The organism is Lysinibacillus sp. NPDC096382 (genome assembly GCF_044762845.1).
Lineage (GTDB): Bacteria > Bacillota > Bacilli > Bacillales_A > Planococcaceae > Lysinibacillus.
Window position 1 is genome coordinate 74561 of sequence record NZ_JBIWFC010000015.1, and the last position, 23497, is coordinate 98057.

At 37.3% G+C, this 23497-nt stretch carries 21 protein-coding genes and 1 riboswitch; of the genes, 14 read left to right on the top strand and 7 right to left on the bottom strand.

The annotated features are described in order from the left end of the window. Positions 1-14 precede the first annotated feature (14 nt). From ACIQZA_RS18640 to ACIQZA_RS18650, 3 genes are all read left to right on the top strand, one after another. Positions 15-953, top strand: a complete 939-nt coding sequence (locus ACIQZA_RS18640; protein ID WP_402883314.1) for an SGNH/GDSL hydrolase family protein — start codon at positions 15-17, stop codon at positions 951-953. A 191-nt stretch (positions 954-1144) separates the two neighbouring features. Continuing rightward, positions 1145-2302, top strand: coding sequence for an exonuclease SbcCD subunit D (locus ACIQZA_RS18645; RefSeq protein ID WP_402883311.1), 1158 nt, complete (start codon positions 1145-1147; stop codon positions 2300-2302). Continuing rightward, the gene (locus ACIQZA_RS18650; RefSeq protein ID WP_402883308.1) at positions 2299-5379 is read left to right on the top strand and encodes an AAA family ATPase; all 3081 of its coding nucleotides are present in this window, start codon (positions 2299-2301) and stop codon (positions 5377-5379) included. Before ACIQZA_RS18645 ends, ACIQZA_RS18650 begins: the two co-directional genes overlap by 4 nt. 213 nt (positions 5380-5592) lie before the next feature. Here the strand turns inward: ACIQZA_RS18650 and ACIQZA_RS18655 are convergent, their stop codons facing one another. Continuing rightward, the gene (locus ACIQZA_RS18655) at positions 5593-5928 is read right to left on the bottom strand and encodes a magnetosome magnetite crystal formation protein family (RefSeq protein ID WP_142510137.1); all 336 of its coding nucleotides are present in this window, start codon (positions 5926-5928) and stop codon (positions 5593-5595) included. A 125-nt stretch (positions 5929-6053) separates the two neighbouring features. Beyond that, positions 6054-6162, top strand: a riboswitch (TPP riboswitch). A 127-nt stretch (positions 6163-6289) separates the two neighbouring features. Here ACIQZA_RS18655 and thiT point away from each other — a divergent pair. The 5 genes from thiT to map all read left to right on the top strand — a co-directional run bounded on the left by thiT (position 6290) and on the right by map (position 11352). Then, positions 6290-6850, top strand: a complete 561-nt coding sequence (gene thiT, locus ACIQZA_RS18660; protein ID WP_402883306.1) for an energy-coupled thiamine transporter ThiT — start codon at positions 6290-6292, stop codon at positions 6848-6850. A 139-nt stretch (positions 6851-6989) separates the two neighbouring features. Further along, complete coding sequence (locus tag ACIQZA_RS18665) at positions 6990-7307, top strand: hypothetical protein (RefSeq protein WP_402883303.1); 318 nt, start codon at positions 6990-6992, stop codon at positions 7305-7307. Between the two features lie 338 nt (positions 7308-7645). Further along, positions 7646-7840: a hypothetical protein gene (locus ACIQZA_RS18670; protein ID WP_142510140.1), complete on the top strand. Its 195-nt coding sequence runs from the start codon at positions 7646-7648 to the stop codon at positions 7838-7840. Between the two features lie 691 nt (positions 7841-8531). Beyond that, on the top strand, positions 8532-10094 hold the full coding sequence (locus tag ACIQZA_RS18675) for a glycoside hydrolase family 10-like protein (RefSeq protein WP_400939563.1): 1563 nt from the start codon (positions 8532-8534) through the stop codon (positions 10092-10094). 502 nt (positions 10095-10596) lie between these two features. Beyond that, on the top strand, positions 10597-11352 hold the full coding sequence (gene map / locus ACIQZA_RS18680; protein WP_400939697.1) for a type I methionyl aminopeptidase: 756 nt from the start codon (positions 10597-10599) through the stop codon (positions 11350-11352). Positions 11353-11378: 26 nt separating this feature from the next. On the opposite strand, the gene ACIQZA_RS18685 is transcribed toward map, so the two are convergent. Continuing rightward, positions 11379-12092, bottom strand: a complete 714-nt coding sequence (locus ACIQZA_RS18685) for a hypothetical protein (RefSeq protein WP_323655633.1) — start codon at positions 12090-12092, stop codon at positions 11379-11381. Between the two features lie 200 nt (positions 12093-12292). Here ACIQZA_RS18685 and ACIQZA_RS18690 point away from each other — a divergent pair, with 200 nt between their 5' ends. Together ACIQZA_RS18690 and ACIQZA_RS18695 are read left to right on the top strand one after the other, a co-directional pair. Next, positions 12293-13117, top strand: a complete 825-nt coding sequence (locus ACIQZA_RS18690; protein WP_400939560.1) for a polyphosphate kinase 2 family protein — start codon at positions 12293-12295, stop codon at positions 13115-13117. 162 nt (positions 13118-13279) lie between these two features. Continuing rightward, positions 13280-13867: a GNAT family N-acetyltransferase gene (locus ACIQZA_RS18695; protein WP_142510759.1), complete on the top strand. Its 588-nt coding sequence runs from the start codon at positions 13280-13282 to the stop codon at positions 13865-13867. A 49-nt stretch (positions 13868-13916) separates the two neighbouring features. On the opposite strand, the gene ACIQZA_RS18700 is transcribed toward ACIQZA_RS18695, so the two are convergent. After that, complete coding sequence (locus ACIQZA_RS18700; protein ID WP_142510760.1) at positions 13917-14480, bottom strand: beta-class carbonic anhydrase; 564 nt, start codon at positions 14478-14480, stop codon at positions 13917-13919. Between the two features lie 203 nt (positions 14481-14683). Beyond that, entirely contained in the window at positions 14684-14818 is a 135-nt protein-coding gene (locus tag ACIQZA_RS18705) for a hypothetical protein (RefSeq protein WP_255505301.1), read from the bottom strand. Positions 14819-15686: 868 nt separating this feature from the next. On the opposite strand from ACIQZA_RS18705, the gene motA reads away from it, so the two are divergent. Both motA and motB read left to right on the top strand, forming a co-directional pair. After that, positions 15687-16490, top strand: coding sequence for a flagellar motor stator protein MotA (motA, locus tag ACIQZA_RS18710; protein ID WP_400939556.1), 804 nt, complete (start codon positions 15687-15689; stop codon positions 16488-16490). Then, positions 16474-17244, top strand: coding sequence for a flagellar motor protein MotB (gene motB / locus ACIQZA_RS18715; RefSeq protein ID WP_400939553.1), 771 nt, complete (start codon positions 16474-16476; stop codon positions 17242-17244). Before motA ends, motB begins: the two co-directional genes overlap by 17 nt. 67 nt (positions 17245-17311) lie before the next feature. Here the strand turns inward: motB and ACIQZA_RS18720 are convergent, their stop codons facing one another. Further along, positions 17312-17533: a DUF1128 domain-containing protein gene (locus tag ACIQZA_RS18720; protein WP_142510762.1), complete on the bottom strand. Its 222-nt coding sequence runs from the start codon at positions 17531-17533 to the stop codon at positions 17312-17314. A 435-nt stretch (positions 17534-17968) separates the two neighbouring features. On the opposite strand from ACIQZA_RS18720, the gene ACIQZA_RS18725 reads away from it, so the two are divergent. Together ACIQZA_RS18725 and ACIQZA_RS18730 are read left to right on the top strand one after the other, a co-directional pair. Beyond that, the gene (locus ACIQZA_RS18725) at positions 17969-18295 is read left to right on the top strand and encodes a YtxH domain-containing protein (RefSeq protein ID WP_400939551.1); all 327 of its coding nucleotides are present in this window, start codon (positions 17969-17971) and stop codon (positions 18293-18295) included. A 23-nt stretch (positions 18296-18318) separates the two neighbouring features. After that, on the top strand, positions 18319-19257 hold the full coding sequence (locus tag ACIQZA_RS18730; protein ID WP_142510764.1) for a YihY/virulence factor BrkB family protein: 939 nt from the start codon (positions 18319-18321) through the stop codon (positions 19255-19257). Positions 19258-19312: 55 nt separating this feature from the next. Here the strand turns inward: ACIQZA_RS18730 and ACIQZA_RS18735 are convergent, their stop codons facing one another. Then, the gene (locus ACIQZA_RS18735; RefSeq protein ID WP_402883297.1) at positions 19313-21217 is read right to left on the bottom strand and encodes a heavy metal translocating P-type ATPase; all 1905 of its coding nucleotides are present in this window, start codon (positions 21215-21217) and stop codon (positions 19313-19315) included. A 512-nt stretch (positions 21218-21729) separates the two neighbouring features. After that, positions 21730-23268 carry a fumarate hydratase gene (locus ACIQZA_RS18740; RefSeq protein WP_402883295.1) on the bottom strand — a complete coding sequence of 513 codons (1539 nt, stop codon included), beginning with the start codon at positions 23266-23268 and terminating at the stop codon, positions 21730-21732. Positions 23269-23497 lie beyond the last annotated feature (229 nt).

Genomic DNA, 23497 nt, shown 5'->3' on the forward strand with positions numbered 1-23497 from the left:
AAGGAGCTGAGCAGATGAAACGATTACTAAGCATAATTGGTGCAACTATACTCATAATGGCATTAGGTGTTTCATCTGCTTTTGCTCAGATTGAAAACTACCTATCAATCGGAGATTCCTTGGCGGCTGGTCAAACACCTTATCAACAGATTGATACAGGCTACAGTGATTTAATTGCCATGAAATTAGGAATGACTGGGCAATTACATTTCTATACAAAGGAGCTCGCTTTCCCAGGCTATACAACAGCTGATGTCTTGAAACGAGTACAATCAGAGGAAGCAAGTGACTTACTAGCTAATGCAACACTTATTACAGTTTCGGCAGGTGCCAACGATTTACTGCGTCTAGTGCAGGTCAATCCAACAGCAGGTACATTAGCCTTTACGCAGTTGCAAACGGATTATGCATTAAACATTGCCAGAAAAAATATGGCGGAGATTTTGGATGAGTTGAAAGTGCGCGCACCTAAGGCAAAGGTCTATGTAATGGGCTATTATTTTGCTTATCCAAATGTTCACGCTACGCAAAAAGAAGGCACAAATGCACAGCTTGTAAAGCTAAATAAGATTTTACAGCAACAGGCAGAGCATGCTGGAGTAGTTTATGTAGACGTCTATGATGCTTTTGGGATAAACGCTACAAACTTTTTACCCAATATCTCTGACGTACATCCAAATTTTGAAGGCTATCGCCAAATGGCAAATGCTTTTTTACATGAATATAGCGGAAATAAAGCACTAGCCATTGCTTCAAAAGAACTGCCAAAGCCTAACCCTATGTCATTTGAGCACATTTTAGAACAACTAGCGAAGGCAGAGCAGAAACAAGAAGCAAAAGAGCAAGAAAATGAAAAGCCAAAACCTACTGCGCGTACCATTCAAGGTTTTACAGGATACGCTGCTTTTATGGAGAAGGTAAGAGCAACACGTTTTAATCATAACTATTTGTAACAGGGCATCGACAGTGATGCTCTTTTTTATGTTAAATATCTATAAAAATCAGCGACGGAAAGGACTGAAGCGACGGATAGCCCGCCCCTTAGTTCCCCACGTTATGATGAGGAACCTTTATCAAACTAATAAAAGGAAAAACAATCAATCCATCAGCCGTGATAAAATAAAATAAACAGGAGGCGCAAAGAATGAAAATATTTCATACAGCAGATTGGCATTTAGGAAAGCTTGTACAAGGCGTCTACATGACAGAGGATCAACATTATATTTTACAGCAATTTATGCTAGCCATTGATGAGGAAAAACCGGATGTTATCGTTATAGCAGGTGATTTATATGACCGTTCGATGCCCCCTATTGAGGCAGTGAATTTACTAAATGATATTTTGGCGGAAATTGTACTTGATAAAAAAATTCCTGTGTTAGCGGTTGCGGGGAACCATGATAGTGCAGGTCGATTGAATTTTGGCAGTAGTTTAATGAGTGATAGTGGATTACATATTAAAGGCCAATTTACGAAAGATCATGCGCCGATAGTTCTCCATGACGAGTATGGTGAAGTACATTTTCACCTCGTACCATATGCAGAGCCGGTTTCAGTACGGACTATTTTAGAGGATGATTCCATTCGATCTCATCAAGAGGCGATGGAAAAAATTATCGACCATATTGGGCAAAGTTTAGATCCAACAAAACGTAATTTTTTTGTAGGACATGCCTTTGTGACGAAGTATGGGGAAGAGGAAGCGAACACGAGTGATTCTGAGCGGCCCTTATCAATAGGAGGCTCGGATTGCATAAATGCAGCGTTATTTAAGCCTTTTAATTACACAGCACTTGGCCATTTGCATAAAGCACACTTTGTGTTGAATGAAACGATTCGATATGCCGGTTCTCCTTTGAAATATTCATTATCTGAGCACTTACATGAGAAGGGCTTTTTAATAGTGGAGCTAGATGCACAAGGGGAAGTCACTATCACAAAACGTAAGCTTATAGCGAGACGGGATTTACGTGTGGTAGAGAGCTTAATGGATGATTTATTGCAACTACCACCCAGTGATGATTATGTATTTGTACGTTTAACAGATGCTACATCAGTAACCTCGCCGATGGAACGTATTCGTACGGTGTTTCCTCATGCAATGCATGTTGAGCGCAAAGTAGCACGTCAAGAGGTATCACATGAAATTCAGACGGTTGAGACAGAGAAAATAGAAGACATCGATTTATTCCGATCATTTTTTACAGATATAATTGGCGTACAGCCAGATCAAGATACAGAACGTCTATTTACAGAGATGCTACAAGAATTATTAGATGAGGAGCGGGAGACAGTAAAATGAAGCCTTTAAAGTTAACGATTACTGCATTCGGTCCATATAAAAATACAGAGGTTATTGATTTTCAACAGCTTGGTGAACATCGTCTATTTGCGATTTCCGGAAAAACAGGCGCAGGTAAAACGACGATTTTTGATGCGATATGCTATGCACTTTACGGATCGGGTAGCGGTGAAGATCGTCAGGATACTGCTATGCTTCGAAGCGGGTTTGCGGATGATGATGTGTATACTGCAGTGGAGCTCGTTTTTGAAATGCATGATAGAGTCTATCAAATTTTACGTCAGCCAGGTCATATTAAAGCAACAAACAAAAGTGTCACTGGCAAGAAAATTGAACTGGCTGAAATCAAAGGAAACACGCTTGATTATAATATTGTAGAAAAGCAGCAAACGCTTGAGGTAGATAAAAAGCTACAGGATATAATCGGCCTCACAAAGGATCAGTTTAGTCAAATTGTTATGCTACCACAAGGTGAATTTCGCAAGCTGTTAACCTCAGATTCTACGAATAAAGAAGTTATTTTACGCAAAATTTTTAAAACAGATCGCTTTGGTGCGATGACAAAAAGACTTGATGCGAAACGAAAAGAGGCGGAAAGTGATTTACTGCATGCTCAACAATTAAAGGAACATCTTCTTGGCCAAATTGCAGGTGCTTTACCACAGCGTTCGTCATCTTTATTTACTTGCATTACTAATAATACTGACAATATGCATCAGCTGAAGAAGGCTCTAGAAGAGGAGCAAACCTATTATACGGAATGTATACAATTGGAATTGCAACGCTATAAAGAGGCTTATGCGCATCATCAAAAAGGGCAGGAATTTTATAGTAGAGCGAAAACACTAAATGAGCAATTTGATGAGCAAACTAATCGTCAGAATCGCCTACAAGCATTGCTACAAGAACAAGATATATATAGCGCAAAAGAACGCGAAATTGCATTAGCAGAGAAAGCAGAGCGACTTGTCATACTTGAGCAACAATGTATCGATTTACGTGCTGAGCAAAATCGTAAAGAACAATCCTATCAGCAAGCAATGACAGAGCAGAAAAACACAGAAGCTCAGTTAAAAATAGCGCAGGAAAAGTTTAACGTTGAAGAGGCGAAAGAATCTGAGCGTCAACACGTTTTACAGCAGGAATTACAGCTACAAGCATTATTACCGACGTTCGAGACGTATGAGAATAATCTGCAGCAAATGCAAATAGCTGAACAATATGTTGCAACAGCAAAGCTAGCTGTAGACGATAATAGTAAAATCGTAGAAACAGGACAAATGCAAGTTCAGCAATTAACAAAAACAATTGAACAATATGAAAAACAACTTGAGCCATATGAAAGTTATTTAGAACAGCTACCTAAGTTAAAAGAGCAAGTATCATTACTAGCGCAAGTTGAAAAATATACGAGAGCAGTTGCAACAGCGGAGCAGGATGTAGCCACTACTAATGTCCATTATCAAGAAAGTAAGCAGGCTCTTCAAAAGTTGGAGCAACAATGGATTGCGAGTCAAGCAAGTATTTTAGCACAGCAACTTAAGGACGGAAAGCCTTGTCCAGTGTGTGGTAGTACAACACACCTCGAAACACATCGTGAGCAATTAGAGATGATTGAATTAGCAGAGGTGGAGGCTTTACGAGCAAAGGCTAGTACTGATGAGCGCAAGTTTTTAGAGAAAGAAGCTTTATTGAATTCTACAAAGCATCTTCTACAAGAGGCGCTAGAACAGTTAGACACGAATGAGATTGATCAATCGAATCAAGCACAAATTGTAGCTTCTTTGCAAAACGTAGAGCAACAAATAACGATCTTAAAAGTAGTGAGCCATCAATTATCTGATGTACGTATGCAACAAAAGGATCATCGTGCACGAATGGAGCAGTTACAAGAAAAGCAAATAAAACTTGAGCAATATTTAGTTGAGAAGACGAAGGAATTGACTAAACAACAAGCAATTGTAGAAGAGCAGCAAAAGCATATTCCAGAAAATCTTACGACGCTACAAGCATTGCAACAGGCAATCGCTCATATAGGATCACAAAAACTTGCATTACAAACTGCGTGGAATAGTAGCCAACAAAGTTTGCAATCTGCCAAGGAAGCCGCAAATAATGCTAGAATGACCGCAGAAATAGCGAAACAGGCTTTTGAGGAATTAAAGCTGAAAATGGATGAAAAGCGCGAGCAATTTTCAGTGAGTATGAAGGAAGCAGGCTTTGAAAGCTATGATGAATTTGCTACTGGGAAGCGTAGCGCGTTGCAAATAGAAGCTTTACGGAAATCTTGCAATGAATATGCACTACAAATCCACACATTACAAGTACAAATTACTGAGGGAGAGAAGCATCTTAAAGGGCAAGAGAAGCAAGATTTAACGACCATGGAAGAAAAGTTAGAGATGCTTCGTGTCACATATGAGGAAGCTTTTAAAGTATTGCAACAAATGGAAGGATTTGCGAAGGCTTGTGCAGACTTTATCAAAAAAGTTGAGGAGACCGAACAGGAGATTCATTTACTTGAAAAAGAAGCGGGGCGAGTAAAGGAGCTCTATGCAATGTTAAATGGACAGAATGTGAAAAAGCTGTCTTTTGAGCGTTATATTCAAATCAATTATTTAGATAAAATAACAGAGGCGGCAAATGTTCGACTTTATCATTTATCCAACGGTCAATTTGAGCTACGACGTTCAGATCGCTTAGAAAAGCATGCCAAGCAAAGTGGGCTAGGACTAGATGTGTATGATGCTTATACAGATCAATTACGAGATGTGAAAACATTATCAGGGGGAGAAAAGTTTAATGCGTCTCTAAGTCTTGCCCTTGGGATGGCAGATGTCATACAAAGCTTTCAAGGTAATATCCGTATCGAAACGATGTTTATTGATGAGGGCTTCGGTTCTCTCGATGAAGAAGCATTAAATAAGGCGATTGATACGCTTATTGATTTACAAGATTCCGGACGTATGATTGGAGTCATTTCTCACGTTGCAGAGTTAAAAGCTACAATGCCTGCTGTGTTGCATGTCGAAAAAGCAATGAACGGTCATAGTCAAACATATTTTGAAGTGAAATAACAAAGAGGCGTATCTCTGTTTGTTGGAAATACGCCTTGTTGTTATTTTTTTTTAGTTACGTTAGGATTTGTTCCTTTTTTTGCAGCGATTACTTTTTTGACAATTGGGATAACGATAGGTGCTAATTTTACAGCGGTTTTAACAACTTTAGATACTTTCACAAAATAACAGCTCCTTAAGTACTATGTGTTCAAGGAGAGGTTAAGATGAAACTTATCGGATCACCCGAACTGCTTGAATAATATTCCAAATAACGACTCCTAATGAAACGAGAATATAAATTGCGAATGAAGCAAACCAAATGATAAGAAAATTATTACTATCTGAATTTAGATCAAAATTAGTGTTGAATGATAAAGTTGAGAAAATAAAGACTGCAAAGAAAATTATTCCGAATGCGACTGGGATTAAATGTGATATTAGTGCTCGAATAGAGTGCCTCTTTACGTCGCTATCTTTTGTCACAAAGTAAACGACTAATGGCACAATAAAGGGTGCAAATAAAATACTGAGATAACTAAAGGCAGATAAAATTTTTTGGTTCTCCATAGTAGTACCTCCTTTTTTAATATTTACGCATGAAAAACGATAAAGTTTCAAAAAAAAAAATGTGGAAGAGGTTGTAATCATAACAGTGTTTGCGTACAATGAGGTTGTTCAATAAAATTAAGATGTACGACCACAAGGGGAGCTGATGATGTCAGCTGAGACTGGGCACGTAATGCCTTGACTCTTCGAACCTGTAAGTTAACACTTGCGTAGGGATTGTGGATAGAAACCGACACTTTTACGATGTGAGGCTCTGTCCTGGCATCGTTTTTTATTTTTTTGATGCCAGATAGGGACATATTTGCCAACTGATTTCTATTCCTGCTCTTGTATCCTACATCGGAACAAAGGAGAGAATATTATGGACAATAAAAAACTGTTAATGCTTGTGGAGATTGCGATATTCGCTGCGATTGGCCTTGTGCTCGATCAGGTTTCCTTTAAAGTATGGGCACAAGGCGGCTCTGTTAGTCTAGTGATGGTACCAATAATTTTAATAGCATTCCGCTGGGGCCTTATTCCAGGCATGACAACCGGTTTACTCATTGGTGTAATGCAAACAATGTTTGGTGCTACAATTGTGCATTGGCTACAAGGAACACTTGATTATGGTGTTGCCTTTACAGTAGTGGGCTTAGCGGCCGTTGTACGTCGACCGGTGCTTGAGGCTGCAAAAAATTTAAACAAAAAGAAAATGGCGCTTTATATTATTTTAGGAACTGTATTAGCAGGTTTTTTACGCTATGCAGCACATACCATTGGTGGCGCTGTATTTTTCGCAGAGTATGCAGGCGATCAAAATGCGTGGATTTATTCAATCATCTATAATGGAACATATATGCTACCAGCAACGATTTTAACAGCGATTGTCGGTGTTCTGCTATTTACGGCAGCACCTCAATTAATGCAACGAAAATCATAACTATTATGCCCTTCACATGAGTGAAGGGTTTTTGTTTTGGCTGTTTTCGAAAAGATTGTTGCTATTCAACTAACGGAGCAGTTTACTTCCAATGTGTGCCTCGTCATGCTTGAAAAAACGCCGTATTCAGGAGGGTCTAATGGGGAAGGCATTCTGCAAAAGAACTAAAGAGATAATTGTAGATGGTTTTCAATTCCACTGCGTTATTAATGAGATCCCTAGTAACAAATTTGTGAATTTTAAAGTCTATTCATCAAAAATATCATATTTTGAAGTCTTGTTTACATGGGAAGGTAGCTGGAACTTCATCCCACATAAGCCAAGCAATTGTGAACGTTTAATTAGATATGCGATTGAAAATGGGTGGGAATTTAGTGTTGAAAAGAAAACGTTTAAAATAGAACAAGGTAATCTTCTCATTGATAAATTAGGACTAACCTCACACATTTCTCATTAAGCTAACGTAGTGCTTTCCTTCAATAAGAATAGGACTTGCGTGTATGATTGAATCCCATACGCACAAGTCCTTTTGTTATGCTTTCACAACCTCTCCTGTAGCTTCACACATGGCTCTATAGCAACAATTAGACTGTTTCCCTCTGCTCCACTAACCACACTCACAGGTTCGTTAAAGGCTCGTTCAACTCTGCTTAGGTACTTGTTACTCAATTCTTGTAGCTGTCAATCTCATTTGTTGCACATTTACCATTTCTCTACCAACCCAAACTCTGCTATGTTACAATTTCGATGTAGAAAAAATTTTAAGTTAGTGAAAAAAGTGGGAGGATTTGAGTTTTGAATAGTTATTATACAGAAGATATGAACAGTTTTAATTCAGGAGATATTTTATTTAGTGCTTTCTCGATTTTCGGGTTATTATTTTCTCTTATTCCATTTATTTTTTTCCTTTGGTTTGCTATCAGTACAACTAAGCAATTAAAAAGGCAATCTTTATTATTGGAAGAAATCAATGAAAAATTAAAACGTTAACAAGGACTATAATCTCCTTTTAACAATCAAACCAATTGCCACCACGCAAATCTTAGGGACTTGTGCGTAACACTACTACAAGTCCTTTTGTTATGCTTTCTCTATCACTCCTATAGCTACACACATGGCTCTGTAGCACCAATCAAACAAAAAGATGTGCTACCGCAATCTCATCATAACTTGCTTTATAAGCTCACACAGTCATCTATCACCAATATTTGCAATCGTTCTACACTTCACCAATCACTGATTATCAGTTATTGAACTAAACTAGCTAATAGATTGTCAATAAAAATCTTTTAAATTAAAAAACACTTCATACTAAAAAGCGCAACTCAAATAACCCTCCGAATTCAATTTGGAAGGTTTTTGTTGAATTTGAAAATGCTGTGGGCGTCAAGAATTTAAATAAATGAAAATTACCGGTGAAGGGAGAATAATTGGGTATTTGTGGTATTATATAGTGAGCGAAGAAACAGAATAAAATTTTCCAACGAGCTTCGCAAACAATTGAAATTACCAATAAAGGGTCCTGCCGACAAAATGCTACAGACCTAATTACTGTAAGACACTTTTTGGAAGGATAAATCAGTTCCTACTTTTATAGAATAGGCTGAAATGGTATTTACTTAGATTATAGTAACAGCTAGGTTTTAATAGCTGAGAATTAAAAGGAGAGATTTCATTATTTATGTTTAAAAATTTTTTTGGAAAGTGCTTAGTAACTTTTTTTGTTTTACTTTTACTTATTCCTGTTTTTACAAATCAAAAGGCTACAGCTAATTCACTACCTCAAAATGAAATGCGTGCAGCCTGGATTGCAACAGTATCTAATATTGATATGAAGGCAGGTATGAGTAAAACCCAATATACTCAATGGGTTCAAAGTACCTTAGACAAATTAAAAGCTGATAACTTTAATACAGTTATTTTTCAAGTTAAGCCATTAAATGATGCACTGTACCCGTCTAAGCTTGCTCCATGGTCATCGTATATAACAGGCAATACACAAGGGACCAATCCGGGTTTTGATCCATTGCAAATAATGCTGGACGAAGCACATAAGCGAGGATTAGAACTTCATGCTTGGGTAAACCCATATAGGGTCACTATGCCTTCGCAATCTTTGACTAATCTTGCTGCCGATAATGTAGCCCGTAAAAATTCTAATTGGGTAGTGAAATACGGTAAACAATACTATTTAGATCCTGGTTTGCCGGAAGTTCAAAATTACTTATTATCAACCATAGAAGAATTAGTAAGCAACTATGATATCGACGCTGTACATATGGATGATTACTTCTATCCTTATAAAATAAAAGGAGAGACTTTTCAAGATCAACAAACTTTTAAAAAGTATGGTGGCTCATTCAATAATATTGAAGACTGGCGCAGAAATAATGTTAATCAATTAGTAAAAAAGGTTTATGCAAGCATTAAGGCAATTAAACCTCATGTTCAATATGGAATATCTCCGTTTGGAATTTGGCGAAACAAAGGGCAAGATTCTACTGGTAGTAACACGAATGGAATGAGTAACTACGATGATCTTTATGCTGATACAAGACAGTGGATTAAAGATGGAAGTATCGATTATATTGCTCCTCAAATCTATTGGTCCAGAAATCATAAAGCAGCAAATTACTCTGTTTTATTAGATTGGTGGGGAAGAGAAGTTCAAACGTACGCAAAAGTCCATCCTGTTAATTTATATATTGGCATGGCCAATCATAAAGTTGGAAATGATTCTGATACTGCATGGAATAACAAGACGGAACTTATCAGCCAAGTAATCGCCAACAGAGCAAATAAAAATGCTCAAGGACAAATGCATTTTTCTCTAAGAAGTATTAACAATAACGCTCTTGGATATGCTTCTTATCTAAATCAGCAACTATACAATTATAAAGCTTTAACACCTACAATTTATTGGAAAGGCTCTGCAATACCTTTATGTCCAACTGATGTTAAATTGAGTAAAGAGTCTTTCGGCATGAAGCTTACTATTACAGATGAAAATAGTACTCAACCAAGGAAATATGTAATATACCGATTTGATGGAACAAAAGAAGGATCATATGAAGACGTTAAAAATATAGTAGACGTGGTTTATAACACACAAGGTAATACTGTTTATGTAGATACTATTGCAAATAATAGTAAAGCATACACATATGGTATAAAGTCTATATCTGCTACAGGTGTGGAAAGTAAAACTGCTTTTGTTCTAAAAGAAGGAAATCCTTACCAGTAGCAATAGAGCCAACACCTGAAGGGCCAGAGAAATCAGAAAAACCTGTAGATCCAAGCCTATTGGTAGAAAATAATCGATCATTTTTATAAAAACCAATCTTAAATTTGAGGGATAAGAATCCATTTTGATCAATCTTTTTGTTGAAGAAGGTAGTCAAACCAGAAGCAACAATCTTTGAGAAAACAGCCTTTGTTTTTTAGCTAGCAAGGGATGACATTTGTTGAAAAGTATACATTGTATATTTGTTGATTGGAGTGGAGGATGGGCGACTCCTCGGGGATTAGCGTCACAGATGAGACCCTGCAGCGAGCATCGCGAGTGAAGCGGCTCATCGGACGCCCCCAGGAAAGCGCCCAGCCGGAACGGAAATCAACCTCACATTATGGAGATGTCGGCACTTTACAATTTATGATGGCATATAATATTTAAAGCGTTTAGCGTTTTATGTATAAAAAGTTATGTTATATTAAATAGTAGATATTAGATGAAAGGGACGTTAAAAATGATTGTAAAAACGCAAGAAGAGATTGAAGCATTTAAAAAAATCGGCCGTATTTGTGCTGAAATTCGTGAGGCAATGAAGGCTGCTACAAAACCAGGTGTAACAACACTTGAATTAGATGAAATTGCAGGTCGTATGTTTGCTGAAGCAGGAGCAATTTCTGGACCTAAAGGGGAGTATGATTTCCCAGGCTACACATGTATTAGTGTGAATGAGGAAGTCGCACATGGTATTCCTGGTAAACGTGTGATTAACGAGGGAGATATCGTAAATATAGACGTATCTGGGTCACTAAATGGCTACTTTGCTGATACGGGCATTTCATTTGTAGTTGGCGAAGGCTATGAGGATAAAGAAAAGCTATGTCACGTAGCCAAAAGTGCTTTCGACCGTGCGATGACAAAAGTAAAAGCTGGATCAAAATTAAACCAAATCGGTAAAGCTGTTGAGCGTGAAGCATATGCCAATGATTTAACAGTGATTATGAACCTAACAGGTCATGGTTTAGGTCGTTCTTTACATGATGAGCCAAATCATATTTTAAACTACTATGATGCTTGGGATTCAACAATTATGAAAGAAGGCATGGTGCTTGCAGTCGAGCCATTTATCTCAGCGAAAGCGGAGCATATTGTAGAATCTGGTGATGGCTGGACATTCATTACGCCAGACAAATCATTAGTCGCTCAAATTGAGCATTCAATTATCGTTACTAAAGACAAACCAATTATTTTAACTTCTCTAGATGAACAATAAAAAAGCTGAAAATCCTGCTAACCAATTTATTTTTGGTAGGCAGGATTTTTTTTAATAAATAATATACCGACAAGTAGCACTCCACATAAAAACAAGGCTGCAGTTGTCACAAGTAGCTCATCGAAACCATTATGTAATGCGACCCCGATATAGGACCAGATAAATACACTTGGGTAGATAATATCAAAATAATGGAATCGAATATGTAGCGCTATTGCCGCTCCAATGGTCAGTAAAATAACTGCCCAAAGTGGATCACTAAGGCCAAGACCATTCCATTGATAAGATGTTAACATGAAGCTTACATTTGTCATTAGGCTAAATGTAATCCATGCTAAATAAACCGAGAAGGGTATACGACCTGTGAGTGAATTATTGCTAAGAGGGTACGCTTTGTACAACTTAAATAAATACAGTACTAAAACAAACGTACTGATAATTGACATGATAAATAGTTCGTGATGCCAAACAACAATTGCTAACGCCTGCATGATACATATGCTACTAAAGAGAACAGTCTGTTTAATAGATGTCTTTTTTAGGTTCATGACTAACCAATAACCAAGTAACATGTAAACCACAATCCAAATCATATAACTAACATTAAACGGTGCAAATATTACTGGAAAACGATTTAAGATCTCTAAAAAAGAATGATCGTTTATTTTCATGAAATAGGATGAAAAGGTTAGGATGAGTGAGACAATAAAAGTTATTGTCATCAAAAAAAATCGAGGCATGTTTTCTCTCCCTTCGTGTTAAATTGTATAGGGAAAAGACAAATAAGTATAGGACTGAACATTATATTTTCATTATAACGGAAATTTCCAACGATGTATCGCGTGTTTCGTTAAAAATATCTACAATTTACCATTTGGATAGTTATCCATATACTTCTTTAGTACAATGAAAATATTCGAATGTAAGGAGTGAAGTTTTAATGACTCAAAATTTAAATGATCTAGATTTATCAGTGAAACTGGATAAGAAAATGTACAAAAAGAAATTAAAAGTACTCCAATATGAAATGTTAAATGCTCAACAGTTTTTATTAAAAAATAAAATTGGATTAATTCTAGTATTTGAAGGTATGGATGCTGCTGGTAAGGGTGGCGCTATTAAGCGTCTAATTGAACGTGCTGATCCGCGTGGCTATGTCGTGCACCCAATTGCAGCACCTCAGCCTCATGAACTACGCTACAATTATTTACAACGTTTTTGGCGAAAGCTGCCACAACATGGACAAATCGCTATTTTTGATCGCTCATGGTATGGTCGTGTATTAGTTGAGCGAATTGAAGGATTTGCAACAAATGAAGAGTGGTCTCGTGCATACGAAGAAATTAATAACTTTGAAAAGATTTTAACAGCAGGGGATTATATTGTTATTAAGTTTTGGCTTCAAGTATCTGATGAGGAGCAGCTTAACCGTTTTAGAGAACGTGAAGAGGATCCATATAAGTCTTGGAAGCTAACAGATGAAGACTGGCGAAATCGCGAAAAAACACCTCAATATATAGAAGCTGCAAATGAAATGTTTGCGAAGACCGATAAGAAAAGTGCTCCGTGGGTTCTAATACAAGGAGATGATAAAAAATATGCTCGTGTTCAAGTGCTGCAAGAAACACTAGCACATATCGAATGTGAGGCAAAAAAACGTGGCCTACATTTAACGAATGTTTTAGACACAGCACATTTAGAAGATGCGGAATCGTCTAGCCTTGAATTGCTAGAGGAGAAGCCTAAAAAACAAAAAGTGAAATAATGATATAGATGCTGTAACAACAAGACGAGATGTTTTAGTTGTAGCAGCATCTTTTTTTACATACAATAAAGTAAAATTGCAATTAGTGGGTGTTTCTTCCATTGGTAAATGAACGCAGGCATTAAAACGTATTGATAATTATCGGAAGGTTAGTGTGGAAAAATGGTGCTTAAAATTTGGAGATTATTAAGGAAAAAGGGTGAAAATGTGGTATCAATTCAAGGAGGGAAATGCTACATTCGCACATTTTATGAAAAAGATGCACAAAGTTTAACCGATCTCGTAAGTCGCAATAAATACTTTTGGTCTACACATGAGCCGTTACAACGCCCTGAATATTATACAATTAATGCTCAATATAAAAAAATTCAAGAATGCTTATACTTAATGGACTCAAAGAGGGAATTTTCCTTTGGTATTTTTGAGCCGGGTACAAATAATTTAATAGGACATATTGCTCTTTATGCAGTAAAACGTTTACCGTATTCTAGTGCGTTTGTTGGTTATGCGATGGATGAAATTTATATTGGAAAAGGGATCGTCACGGAAGCAGTTAATATGGTCGTGCAATTTGCGTTCGAGCAAGTAGGCTTACATCGAGTAGAGGCTTATGTTTCAACACAAAATAATTCTTCTATCCGAGTCTTAGAAAAGGCTGGATTCCAGCGTGAGGGTCTTTTGAGAAAGCTGCTGTACATTAATGGTAAATGGGTGGATCATTATATGTATGCACGTTTAGAGGGTCAATAAAAAGAAGCGTCTATCTTTCAGTATTGAAGGATAGACGCTTCTATTTTTATTATTGTTTGCTACCGTCTATGATTAAATCAAGGCGACCTGTATTTGGATCAATCACTAATCCATGAACAGGTACGTCTTTAACCATTAACGGGTGATTGCGAATAGTATCAACGCTTTTCTTTACACTTGTTGCTACGTCACCAAAGCCACGTAAAAACTCTTTTAAATCAAAACCTGAATATTCAATCGTGTCGATAGTTTCAGGGGTAATCCCTCTAGCAACCATTTTATTTAACATGGCTTCTGGGTCAACTGCACTCATACCGCAGTCGTAATGTCCAACAACATACACCTCATCTGCTTGTAGTTCATAAACAGCTACAAGTAAACTACGCATAATTGCACCAAAAGGGTGACTAACTAATGCCCCAGCACTTTTAACGATCTTTACGTCGCCATTACGCAAATTCATAGCTTTAGGTAACAGCTCTACAAGTCGTGTATCCATACAAGATAACACAACGATGCGCTTATCAGGATACTTTGTTGTAATAAAAGGCTCATATTTCTTTTCTTGAACGAAATCTTCATTAAACTTAAGAATATCTTGTAACATTGTCATGAAAGATTGCTCCCTCCCTTACAGGAATTATTTTAGAGCAAAACTTTAAATATGCAAATAATAATGACAATATTCACGCGATTTTTTACGAAAAAAAAAGAAGTTTAGTAATTTATTTAGCGAATCGAAATAATTAAATAGCCGTAAAATCTGCCGGAAGATAATAAAAAAACAGCTACTTACTGTAGCTGTTTTCAACAAAATTAAAATTTTTCGTTTGGTTTTGGATCTACAGTCACTGAAGACTTAGAATCTAAACCAACTTGTAGGTAGTGGATGAAGAATGCCAAAGAGATTAATAATACGACACTAAAGCCTAGTACAGTCGTTACGAACATAATAAAAGCCCCTCTCTACTAAAATAATCTACAATATTATCTAAAGTAATTATACAATAGGTTACTAGGAAAATCTAAGGAGAATTTATGACATCCACAACACACCTAGTTCAGACTAATATTAGTAGGGATAAATTACTTGAATTGTCCAGTTGATAATATGGAAAAGTGATTGTTTTTACCTAATAGTAGTGGCGCTTTCTATATTCTGTTGCCTAGAAATAATCATAAAGTAATGTACTGAGCTTTGTGCATTTCGTCTGTTGAAATAATTGATTTTAAATTTTCTTGTCCGTGCTTAGCCGCGACGTTTTTTGTACCGAAAGCGTAGCGGCAGGTATAGAAGTCTCTCCGTCTTTAGTTGGTGAAAGAAGTTCTTTGTGCCAGCACAAAGCCGAATGATGCAATTATGCCGAGGCATAATTGATTAAATATGGGAAGAAATTAAATGAGTCTTTTGGAGCGTTTTCATAGCGAGTGCGAAAAAAGTATGTTGTCGGATAAATAGACATTAAACTGTTTTATACCATTTTTATGCGATGTTTTAGCGATTATTTGAGGTGGTTTTTTGTTTTCAGTCGAATTACTCATATGAATGCGTGGATTTTTTTGGATATTTAATCCTAATTTTATGACTAATCAAGCATTTTTTAGTAATTTTGTGTCGAAGAATAATAACAAATTCTTAATTTTTTTCAAATGAAGACAATTTAGTGTATTATTCTTAATTCAATATAATCAAATATGGTCGAAAGGTGAATAAAAAGTATTTATTTCATCGAAAAAAATGTGAAATACATTTATACTATATTAAAATTATGGAAAAAAGGACGAAATAAAGCTTAATAGGAGATTTGGAGGTTCTAGAATGGATATATCGTCGATTGTAGGGTTAATACTTGCGCTAGTAGCGCTATTAACAGGAATGGTGCTAAAGGGTGTAAGTTTAGGTGCATTTTATAACCCAGCTGCCATTCTAATTATCATCTTCGGTACAATTTCCGCAGTAACAATTGCCTTCCCAATGAAGGAGTTAAAGCGTGTACCAAAGCTATTTAAAATTCTTTTTAAAGAAACAAAATTAGCGGATGATATTGAGATTATTAAGATGTTTTCACAATGGGCTGATTTAGCTCGCCGTGAAGGTCTATTGGCGCTTGAGAGTAAAGCTTCAGAAATAGAAGACCCATTTTTAAAAAATGGACTTACATTAGCAATTGATGGTCAGAATGCGGACTATATTCGTGATGTCTTAACAGAAGAAGTCGAAGCGATGGAAGAACGTCATGCTAGTGGTGCTGCAATCTTTACACAAGCTGGTACATATGCCCCGACTTTAGGGGTACTTGGTGCGGTAGTAGGGTTAATCGCCGCATTAGCAGATTTGAATGACATAGAAAAGCTTGGACATGCTATTTCAGCTGCTTTTATGGCTACATTATTAGGTATTTTTACAGGTTATGTTTTATGGCATCCATTTGCGAATAAATTAAAACGTAAATCAGCTATCGAAGTTAAGCAAAAAAGAATGATGATTGAAGGCATCCTTTCTGTCTTAGAAGGGGAGGCTCCACGCGTTATCGAACAAAAATTATCTTCTTACTTAACAATGGAAGAACGTCGTCAAATTTCTCATGAAAGTGGGGCGGGCGGCCTTGGCAAAGAAAGCTAAGAAAAAAAAGCATGATGAACATATCGATGAGTCTTGGCTAGTTCCGTATGCAGATATTTTAACACTGCTATTAGCTGTATTTATCATATTGTTTGCATCCAGTTCAGTAGACCAAGAAAAGCTAGAGAGAATGTCAGCGGTGTTTAATCAAGTATTTGATGGTGGAACAAGCTTTTTAGATCAGCCTTCACCGGTAAAAAGTCCGAATGCGGATAGTGACCAAACACCACAAACGCAACAAAATTCAGCTTACTTGAAGGATCAGCAGGAGTTAGCTCAAATTAAAGATAGTGTTGATAATTTCATTGCTGTTCATGAGATGGAAGGTCAATTCGCAACAGCGATGACTGATGAAGGGTTACTTGTTACAATTCGTGATAGTATCCTGTTTGATTCTGGGAAAGCGGACATTAAACCAGAGTATAAGACAATAGCAAAAGAGCTTGCAGATGTGTTGGTATCTAATCCACCACGTAGTATTGTTATTACTGGTCATACGGATAATGTTCCAGCTGGACCAAACTTCTCTTCTAACTTACAGCTCTCGGCGTTACGTGCGGTGAACTTCGCAGAAATTTTATTGCAGAGTAACTCGAAGTTAGATGGTCGAAACTTTAGTACACAAGGTTTCGGTGAGAACCGTGCCGTTGCACCAAACGATACTAAAGAAGGACGTGCGAAAAATCGTCGTGTAGAAGTGTTAATACAACCACTTGTAACTGAGGATGGTTCTGCCGTAAAAAGTACAAAATAGAAAAAAGCTATTAGCAAACGGCTTTGGTGCCTTTATTGCTAATAGCTTTTTGTTTAGAAACTTTTATTTATTTGCGTAAAGCGCCTAATTCAGCAACGATAGCTTGCATCTCGCTCGGACTAAATGTATCGCGCTTCATGATCATTTCGTATAAATAGACTAGGTCATCGTAATTAGCCTCATCGAAATTTTCCGATTTCATCGCATCAACATTAACCATGCGAAGCTTGTCTTTCATTTGATCAATCATATAAATAACGTTTTCTTTTGACGGTACTGATAAATCCATTATTTAAACCTACCTTTCGTTATCCTCGAAAATATCATTTCATTGAATAAAAAAAATGTCAACACTGTATTTTGACATTGCTTTAAAAATAGACTGTTATTGGGTAGAATAAGGGCAGTAAGTAGTTTAACATCTGTCGGCAGGTGTTCAAACATCCGCTTAATTAGAGGAACTCAGTCTAAGAACGCCGCATCCAGTGACAATTTATCTGTGCGAAAGCGAAGCGACAGCAACAACAACAACGCACGACTGAGTGACCAACATCATACTAAAGTTGTCTCTACGCTTTCGAGCAAAAAACATCTGCCGCTGACGCTACGCTTTCGCGCAAAAAATATCTGTTGGCCTAAAGCCTCCGGACGTAATTATGCCGAGGCATAATTGATTTATTACTCTAAAAAACAAATACATTTACTAAAGCAGGGGGTATTTAATATGGGACAAAGTAAATTATTAGCATCTATCGTAGTTGGTGCCACAGTTGGTGCTGCGTTAAGTATGTTGGACCGTACAACGCGTGAAAAAACAATAGCTTCAACGAAAAAGATGAAAGAAGCAATATCGTATTATGCAACCAACCGAGAGGAATTACAAGTTCTAGTTGAGGAAAAAGTATTGGCCACTAAAGTGCTATGTGAAAGTGTTTCAGAAAATGTCAACTCAATCATTGATAAAGTTGATGAGTTTAAAGATTTACCTTCCACGATCGAAGGCATGATTAATGACACGAAATCAGCCTTTTCTTTACCTAATAAAGAATAGTTGTCGTACAGGAGGGAATTTGTATGGAGAAGAAAAAAGCTTCGATACATTCAGCTGTCGGTGTGGTGAAATCATTTGTCTCACCGGACGAAGATACTGTAGATGTGATGACATCAAGAGGCTTTATGCAAGATTTACTACTACGCTTACGACGAGCAGAAATATCAGCTCTTGCAGCGCAATTGGCTTATTTCTTTTTACTGTCTTTTTTCCCGTTACTAATTTTTCTAGTTACATTACTACCATATTTGAATTTAAAGTCGACGCAAGTGTATTCATTTCTAGTGAATATAATGCCGGACGAAGTGTATAGGCTTATTGAAAGTACATTGGATGAAATTTTAACAAGCCGAAATAGTAGTTTATTATCTGTCGGGGTACTTGGAACAATTTGGTCTGCCTCCAAAGGAATTAATGCATTGATTAGAGCCTTGAATAAGGCTTATGACACAGAAACTAGGGCGAGTCTACTAGATCGAGGGCTATCCCTTGTTTTCACCTTGGTATTTGTCGTTGTTATTGCTGTCGTTCTACTGTTACCGGTTTTTGGGCAACAAGTGGGGCATTTCTTATTTTCGATTGTTGGCATTGAGGAGCAGTTTGAAATAATCTGGCATAGAACACGTTGGTCGATCCCACCGCTACTTATTTTTATAGTTTTAATGGGGATTTATAGATTTATTCCAAATACAATTCCTCGTTTGAAGTTGAGGGGAGTTTGGCCAGGTGCATTATTTTCAACTATTTCCTGGGTGGCAGTAACATATGCTTTCTCCTTTTATATTAATAATTTCGCGAATTATTCCGCTACATATGGCAGTATTGGTGGCGTTATTATTTTAATGCTGTGGCTATATTTCACGGGAATTATTTTAATTTTTGGTGGCATTTTAAATGCGACGATGCAGAAAAAAGTATTGCAAAAAGAACTTATGAAGCAGGAGACACTAGCGAATAGGTAGGAATATGAAAAGAATAGCCTCGTATCACGCTTTGTGATACGAGGCTGTTTGTGTTTTAGGCGTTTTTATTAAGCATACGTAAGCCATTTAAAATAACTAAAATAGTGCTTCCTTCATGTCCGATTACGCCAAGAGGTAAATCGACGACCTGTAAAAAGTTTGAAGCAATTAATAAAACGATAACGCCTATAGAGAAGAAAATGTTTTGTTTGATGATGCGTTGCATTTTACGTGATAAACGTACAGCATAGGCAATTTTTGATAAGTCATTTTTCATTAAAACGACATCTGCTGTTTCTAAAGCAACATCTGTTCCTTCTCCCATCGCAATTCCGGTAGTTGCAGTTGCTAATGCAGGTGCATCATTAATACCGTCACCGACCATCCCTACAAATTTATGTTCAGAAAGGAGTCGTTTCATCTCAGTCACTTTTGTTTCAGGGAGACATTCTGCAACGTATTCTGTCACGCCTGCTTCTTTGGCAATCACCTTTGCAGTCTTCTCGTTGTCGCCTGTTAACATGACAACATCAATGCCTAGCTCTTTTAGTAATGATATTGCTTTTTTTGCTTCACTGCGAACTGTATCTTTTAGGGCTGCCAATGCGACAATGCCATCTTTGTCACGAATGAAAATAACACTTTTTCCTTCTGAGGCAAGGCTTTCTGCTGCGCCATTTGCAAATTCGATTGCCTCATCTAGACCAACAAAGTCTGGTTTCCCGACAAGATATTCGACCTCATTAACGTTACCTTTGATACCCCAACCTGGGATATCTTCAATAGTGGCTTGAGGAAACTGTGTGATACCTTCTTGTCTTGCGAATAAAGTAATTGCTTGTGCGAGTGGGTGGTTCGATTGTGCTTCAATACCTGCAAGGATTGTTATTGCATGTTCACGGTCTAATCCTTCTCGAACAATAAAATCAGTAATGGTTGGTTTACCTTGTGTTAAAGTACCTGTTTTATCTACTGCTAATGCACGTAATACACCTAGATGCTCTAAATGTAAGCCTCCCTTGAATAATACACCGTGTTTAGCACCATTTGAAATTGCTGCAAGTGTTGCCGGCATAATGGATGCCACAAGTGCGCATGGAGAAGCAACTACTAGGAGTACCATTGCACGATAGAAAGTTGTTGTCCAGTCCCAACCGAGAACGAAGTGAGGTAGAAACATCATAATGGCAACGGAGAGTAGCGCAATTTTTACATAAGTACCTTCGAATTTTTCTATAAACTGTTGAGATGGAGACTTTTCACTCTGAGCACTTTGTACAAGTTGGATAATTTTTTGGAAAAGTGTTTCTGAATTTGGTTTTGTCATTTCCATCGTAATGGCGCCATTTAAATTCACAGTACCTGCAAATACCTCGTCGCCTTCATGTTTTGCCACTGGGAGTGGTTCACCGCTTATTGCGGATTCGTCGATAGAAGACTGTCCTTTGAAGATCACGCCGTCTGCTGGAATACGTTCACCAGGTTTTACGAGTAGGTGATCTCCAATTTGTAATGTAGAGATAGAAACTTTCATTGGTTCAAAGTTCCCTCGTACAAGCCAAGCTTCTTCGGGTTGTAAGTTCATGAGTGCAGAAATTTCACGATGACTTTTATTCATTGCGTATGTTTCCAGAGCACCACTTACGGCAAAAATGAAAATTAGAATAGCGCCCTCTGTCCAATAACCGATTGCAGCTGAGCCAACTGCAGCTAATACCATTAATAGTTCAACATTAAGTTCTTTATTTTCAATGGTTTCTTCGATGCCTTCTTTTGCTTTAGCGAATCCGCCGACACAAAATGCAACTATATATAAAATAATAGAAGCTGTTGTTTGCCCGCTAGTATCTAAACGCCATGCAAGCAAAATAAACAGACCTGCTATAAGGGCAGCAATTAATTCAGCATGCTCTTTTGTTTTCTCAATTAAATTAGAATTTTCTCGTTTAGAGTGTTCCACTTTTATTCCTCCTGATAATGAAAATCAATATCAAAACCCATATAAATCAATGTATATAAACAATGTCTAATTGAAAATCGCTATCGATTAGCTCCTCTCTAATTTAGAATTATTATAACAAAGGTATTTGGAAAAAGAAAGTAAGAAATTTGAAGGGATTTTTAAAGAGTGGGGATAAAAGCAGGCCGGGATTGAGATGGAGGCGATTTGAGGATTTTTAAAATAATTTTTGAACATAAGAAAAGCACAGTTATTCATAGGAATATTCTGTGCTTCTCAAACTTGTGCAGGCTTATCACTATAAAGTGGGGCTGATTTCCGGTCTGGCTAGGCGCTTGGGCGTCTAGTCTTCACTTCAATGAACTGACATACGTTTTAATAAATGTCATACCTAACTTTTGGTGATGAGCCATAAATTATTAAGTTATAAATTCGTTTTTTCAGTATAGCTGATGCTATGTGTACTCCACAGTTTAAAAACTATTGTTACTATTCAACGTAAAAAGCTCTTATTAGAATACTCGTTCTGCGTGTAGGGCAAGTTTTTCTAGGGATGATTTGTCTACATCTGCGTGTAATGAGTTACCGTGAGAGTCCATTGTTACAACAGCCGTGAACTTCTCAACGTTTAAATGCCACATTGCTTCTGGAATACCGAATTCCATTAGGTCAACGCCTTCAACACCTTTAATGCAGTCTGCGTAGTATTGTGCAGCACCACCGATTGCATTTAAGTAAACGCCACCGTGCTCTTCTAATGCAGCAAGTGTTTTTGGTCCCATACCGCCTTTACCAATTACAGCGCGGATACCGAATTTTTTCATGATGTCACCTTGATATGGCTCCTCACGAATAGAAGTAGTTGGACCAGCTGCTTTAACTGTCCAGTTGCCTTCTTCGTCTTTTGCCATTACAGGGCCACAGTGATAAATAACTTGTCCATTAAGATCAACTGGAGCATCATGGCTCATTAAATGATGGTGAATTGCGTCACGGCCAGTATACATACGACCAGTAATCGAAACAACGTCACCAACTTTTAGAGCGCGAATTTGCTCTTCAGTAATTGGTGCAGTAAGTTCCACTACATCTGTAGTAGTATCTTCTGTTGTTGCTGCAACTTCATCTTCTTTAAATGTAATTTTTTCGCCTTCTTGATAATGCCAGTTAATAATTTCACCAGTTTGAGGATTGATGTCCACAGCCATACGACGGTATGCCCAGCAGTTATAAGCTACTGATACGTAGAATGATGCAGGGATACGGTGCATAACACCAATTTTACAGCCTAGTAATGTTGCTTCACCACCGAAGCCCATTGTACCGATACCAAATGTGTTTGCAGTTTTCACTACATACTCTTCCAATTTAGCAAGATCAGCATTTGGATTTGTATCTTCCACATGACGGAATAATTGTTCTTTCGCTAAGTCGTAACCAGAAGAGCGGTCTCCACCGATACCTACACCGATGAAGCCAGCTGAACAGCCTTGACCTTGTGCTTGGTATACTGAGTGAATGATACATTTACGGATACCATCTAAATCACGACCAGCGCGGCCAAGACCTTCAAGCTCACATGGTAGGCTATACTGAATGTTTTTGTTTTCACAGCCGCCACCTTTAAGGATTAACTTAATTGTGATGTAGTCTTTTTCCCATTGTTCGAATTTCATAACAGGAAGACCGTCACCAAGGTTGTTGCCGCTGTTTGCGCCTGTTAATGAATCAACCGCATTTGGACGTAATTTTGCATCGGCAGATGTATCACAAATAGCTTTTTTAATAGCTTCTTTAATTTCTAATTGGTTTACACCAACAGGAGTATAAATTTTGAATGTTGGTAGACCAGTATCTTGACAGATAGGTGATACATTATCTTCTGCCATAATAATATTAGTTGAGATTGTGTCTAAGCTCATTGCAGCACGAGTACCTGAATTCTCAGCTTCTTTAGCTTTCTTAATTGCACGACGTACGTCTTTTGGTAGATTAGTAGATGTTTCAGTAATTAAATCGTAAAGACTTTTCTCCAAAGTTTGGATATTCATTTAGTATTGCCCCCCATAGAAAATTTGATTATTTCCACGATACATTATACTCTTTTCAACTAATGAAAAAAAGAGTTCAACTCATTGTGGTCGGAATTAAAGGTCTATTCTCAAAAAGAGGTCATTTAAATATGAAATTATGTATCTATTGTTTAGGTGGGCGGATCACTTTTGAAGCTGAGCTGATCAAATCACCATAAAGATTGCTGGTGAAGAACGTTTGTTCTAT

Coding starts and splice junctions, on each gene's coding strand:
- ACIQZA_RS18640 (WP_402883314.1), top strand. CDS start 15: ATGAAACGATTACTAAGCATAATTGGTGCAACTATACTCATAATGGCA.
- ACIQZA_RS18645 (WP_402883311.1), top strand. CDS start 1,145: ATGAAAATATTTCATACAGCAGATTGGCATTTAGGAAAGCTTGTACAA.
- ACIQZA_RS18650 (WP_402883308.1), top strand. CDS start 2,299: ATGAAGCCTTTAAAGTTAACGATTACTGCATTCGGTCCATATAAAAAT.
- ACIQZA_RS18655 (WP_142510137.1), bottom strand. CDS start 5,928: ATGGAGAACCAAAAAATTTTATCTGCCTTTAGTTATCTCAGTATTTTA.
- thiT (WP_402883306.1), top strand. CDS start 6,290: ATGGACAATAAAAAACTGTTAATGCTTGTGGAGATTGCGATATTCGCT.
- ACIQZA_RS18665 (WP_402883303.1), top strand. CDS start 6,990: ATGGGGAAGGCATTCTGCAAAAGAACTAAAGAGATAATTGTAGATGGT.
- ACIQZA_RS18675 (WP_400939563.1), top strand. CDS start 8,532: ATGTTTAAAAATTTTTTTGGAAAGTGCTTAGTAACTTTTTTTGTTTTA.
- map (WP_400939697.1), top strand. CDS start 10,597: ATGATTGTAAAAACGCAAGAAGAGATTGAAGCATTTAAAAAAATCGGC.
- ACIQZA_RS18685 (WP_323655633.1), bottom strand. CDS start 12,092: ATGCCTCGATTTTTTTTGATGACAATAACTTTTATTGTCTCACTCATC.
- ACIQZA_RS18690 (WP_400939560.1), top strand. CDS start 12,293: ATGACTCAAAATTTAAATGATCTAGATTTATCAGTGAAACTGGATAAG.
- ACIQZA_RS18695 (WP_142510759.1), top strand. CDS start 13,280: ATGGTGCTTAAAATTTGGAGATTATTAAGGAAAAAGGGTGAAAATGTG.
- ACIQZA_RS18700 (WP_142510760.1), bottom strand. CDS start 14,480: ATGACAATGTTACAAGATATTCTTAAGTTTAATGAAGATTTCGTTCAA.
- ACIQZA_RS18705 (WP_255505301.1), bottom strand. CDS start 14,818: ATGTTCGTAACGACTGTACTAGGCTTTAGTGTCGTATTATTAATCTCT.
- motA (WP_400939556.1), top strand. CDS start 15,687: ATGGATATATCGTCGATTGTAGGGTTAATACTTGCGCTAGTAGCGCTA.
- ACIQZA_RS18720 (WP_142510762.1), bottom strand. CDS start 17,533: ATGGATTTATCAGTACCGTCAAAAGAAAACGTTATTTATATGATTGAT.
- ACIQZA_RS18725 (WP_400939551.1), top strand. CDS start 17,969: ATGGGACAAAGTAAATTATTAGCATCTATCGTAGTTGGTGCCACAGTT.
- ACIQZA_RS18730 (WP_142510764.1), top strand. CDS start 18,319: ATGGAGAAGAAAAAAGCTTCGATACATTCAGCTGTCGGTGTGGTGAAA.
- ACIQZA_RS18740 (WP_402883295.1), bottom strand. CDS start 23,268: ATGAATATCCAAACTTTGGAGAAAAGTCTTTACGATTTAATTACTGAA.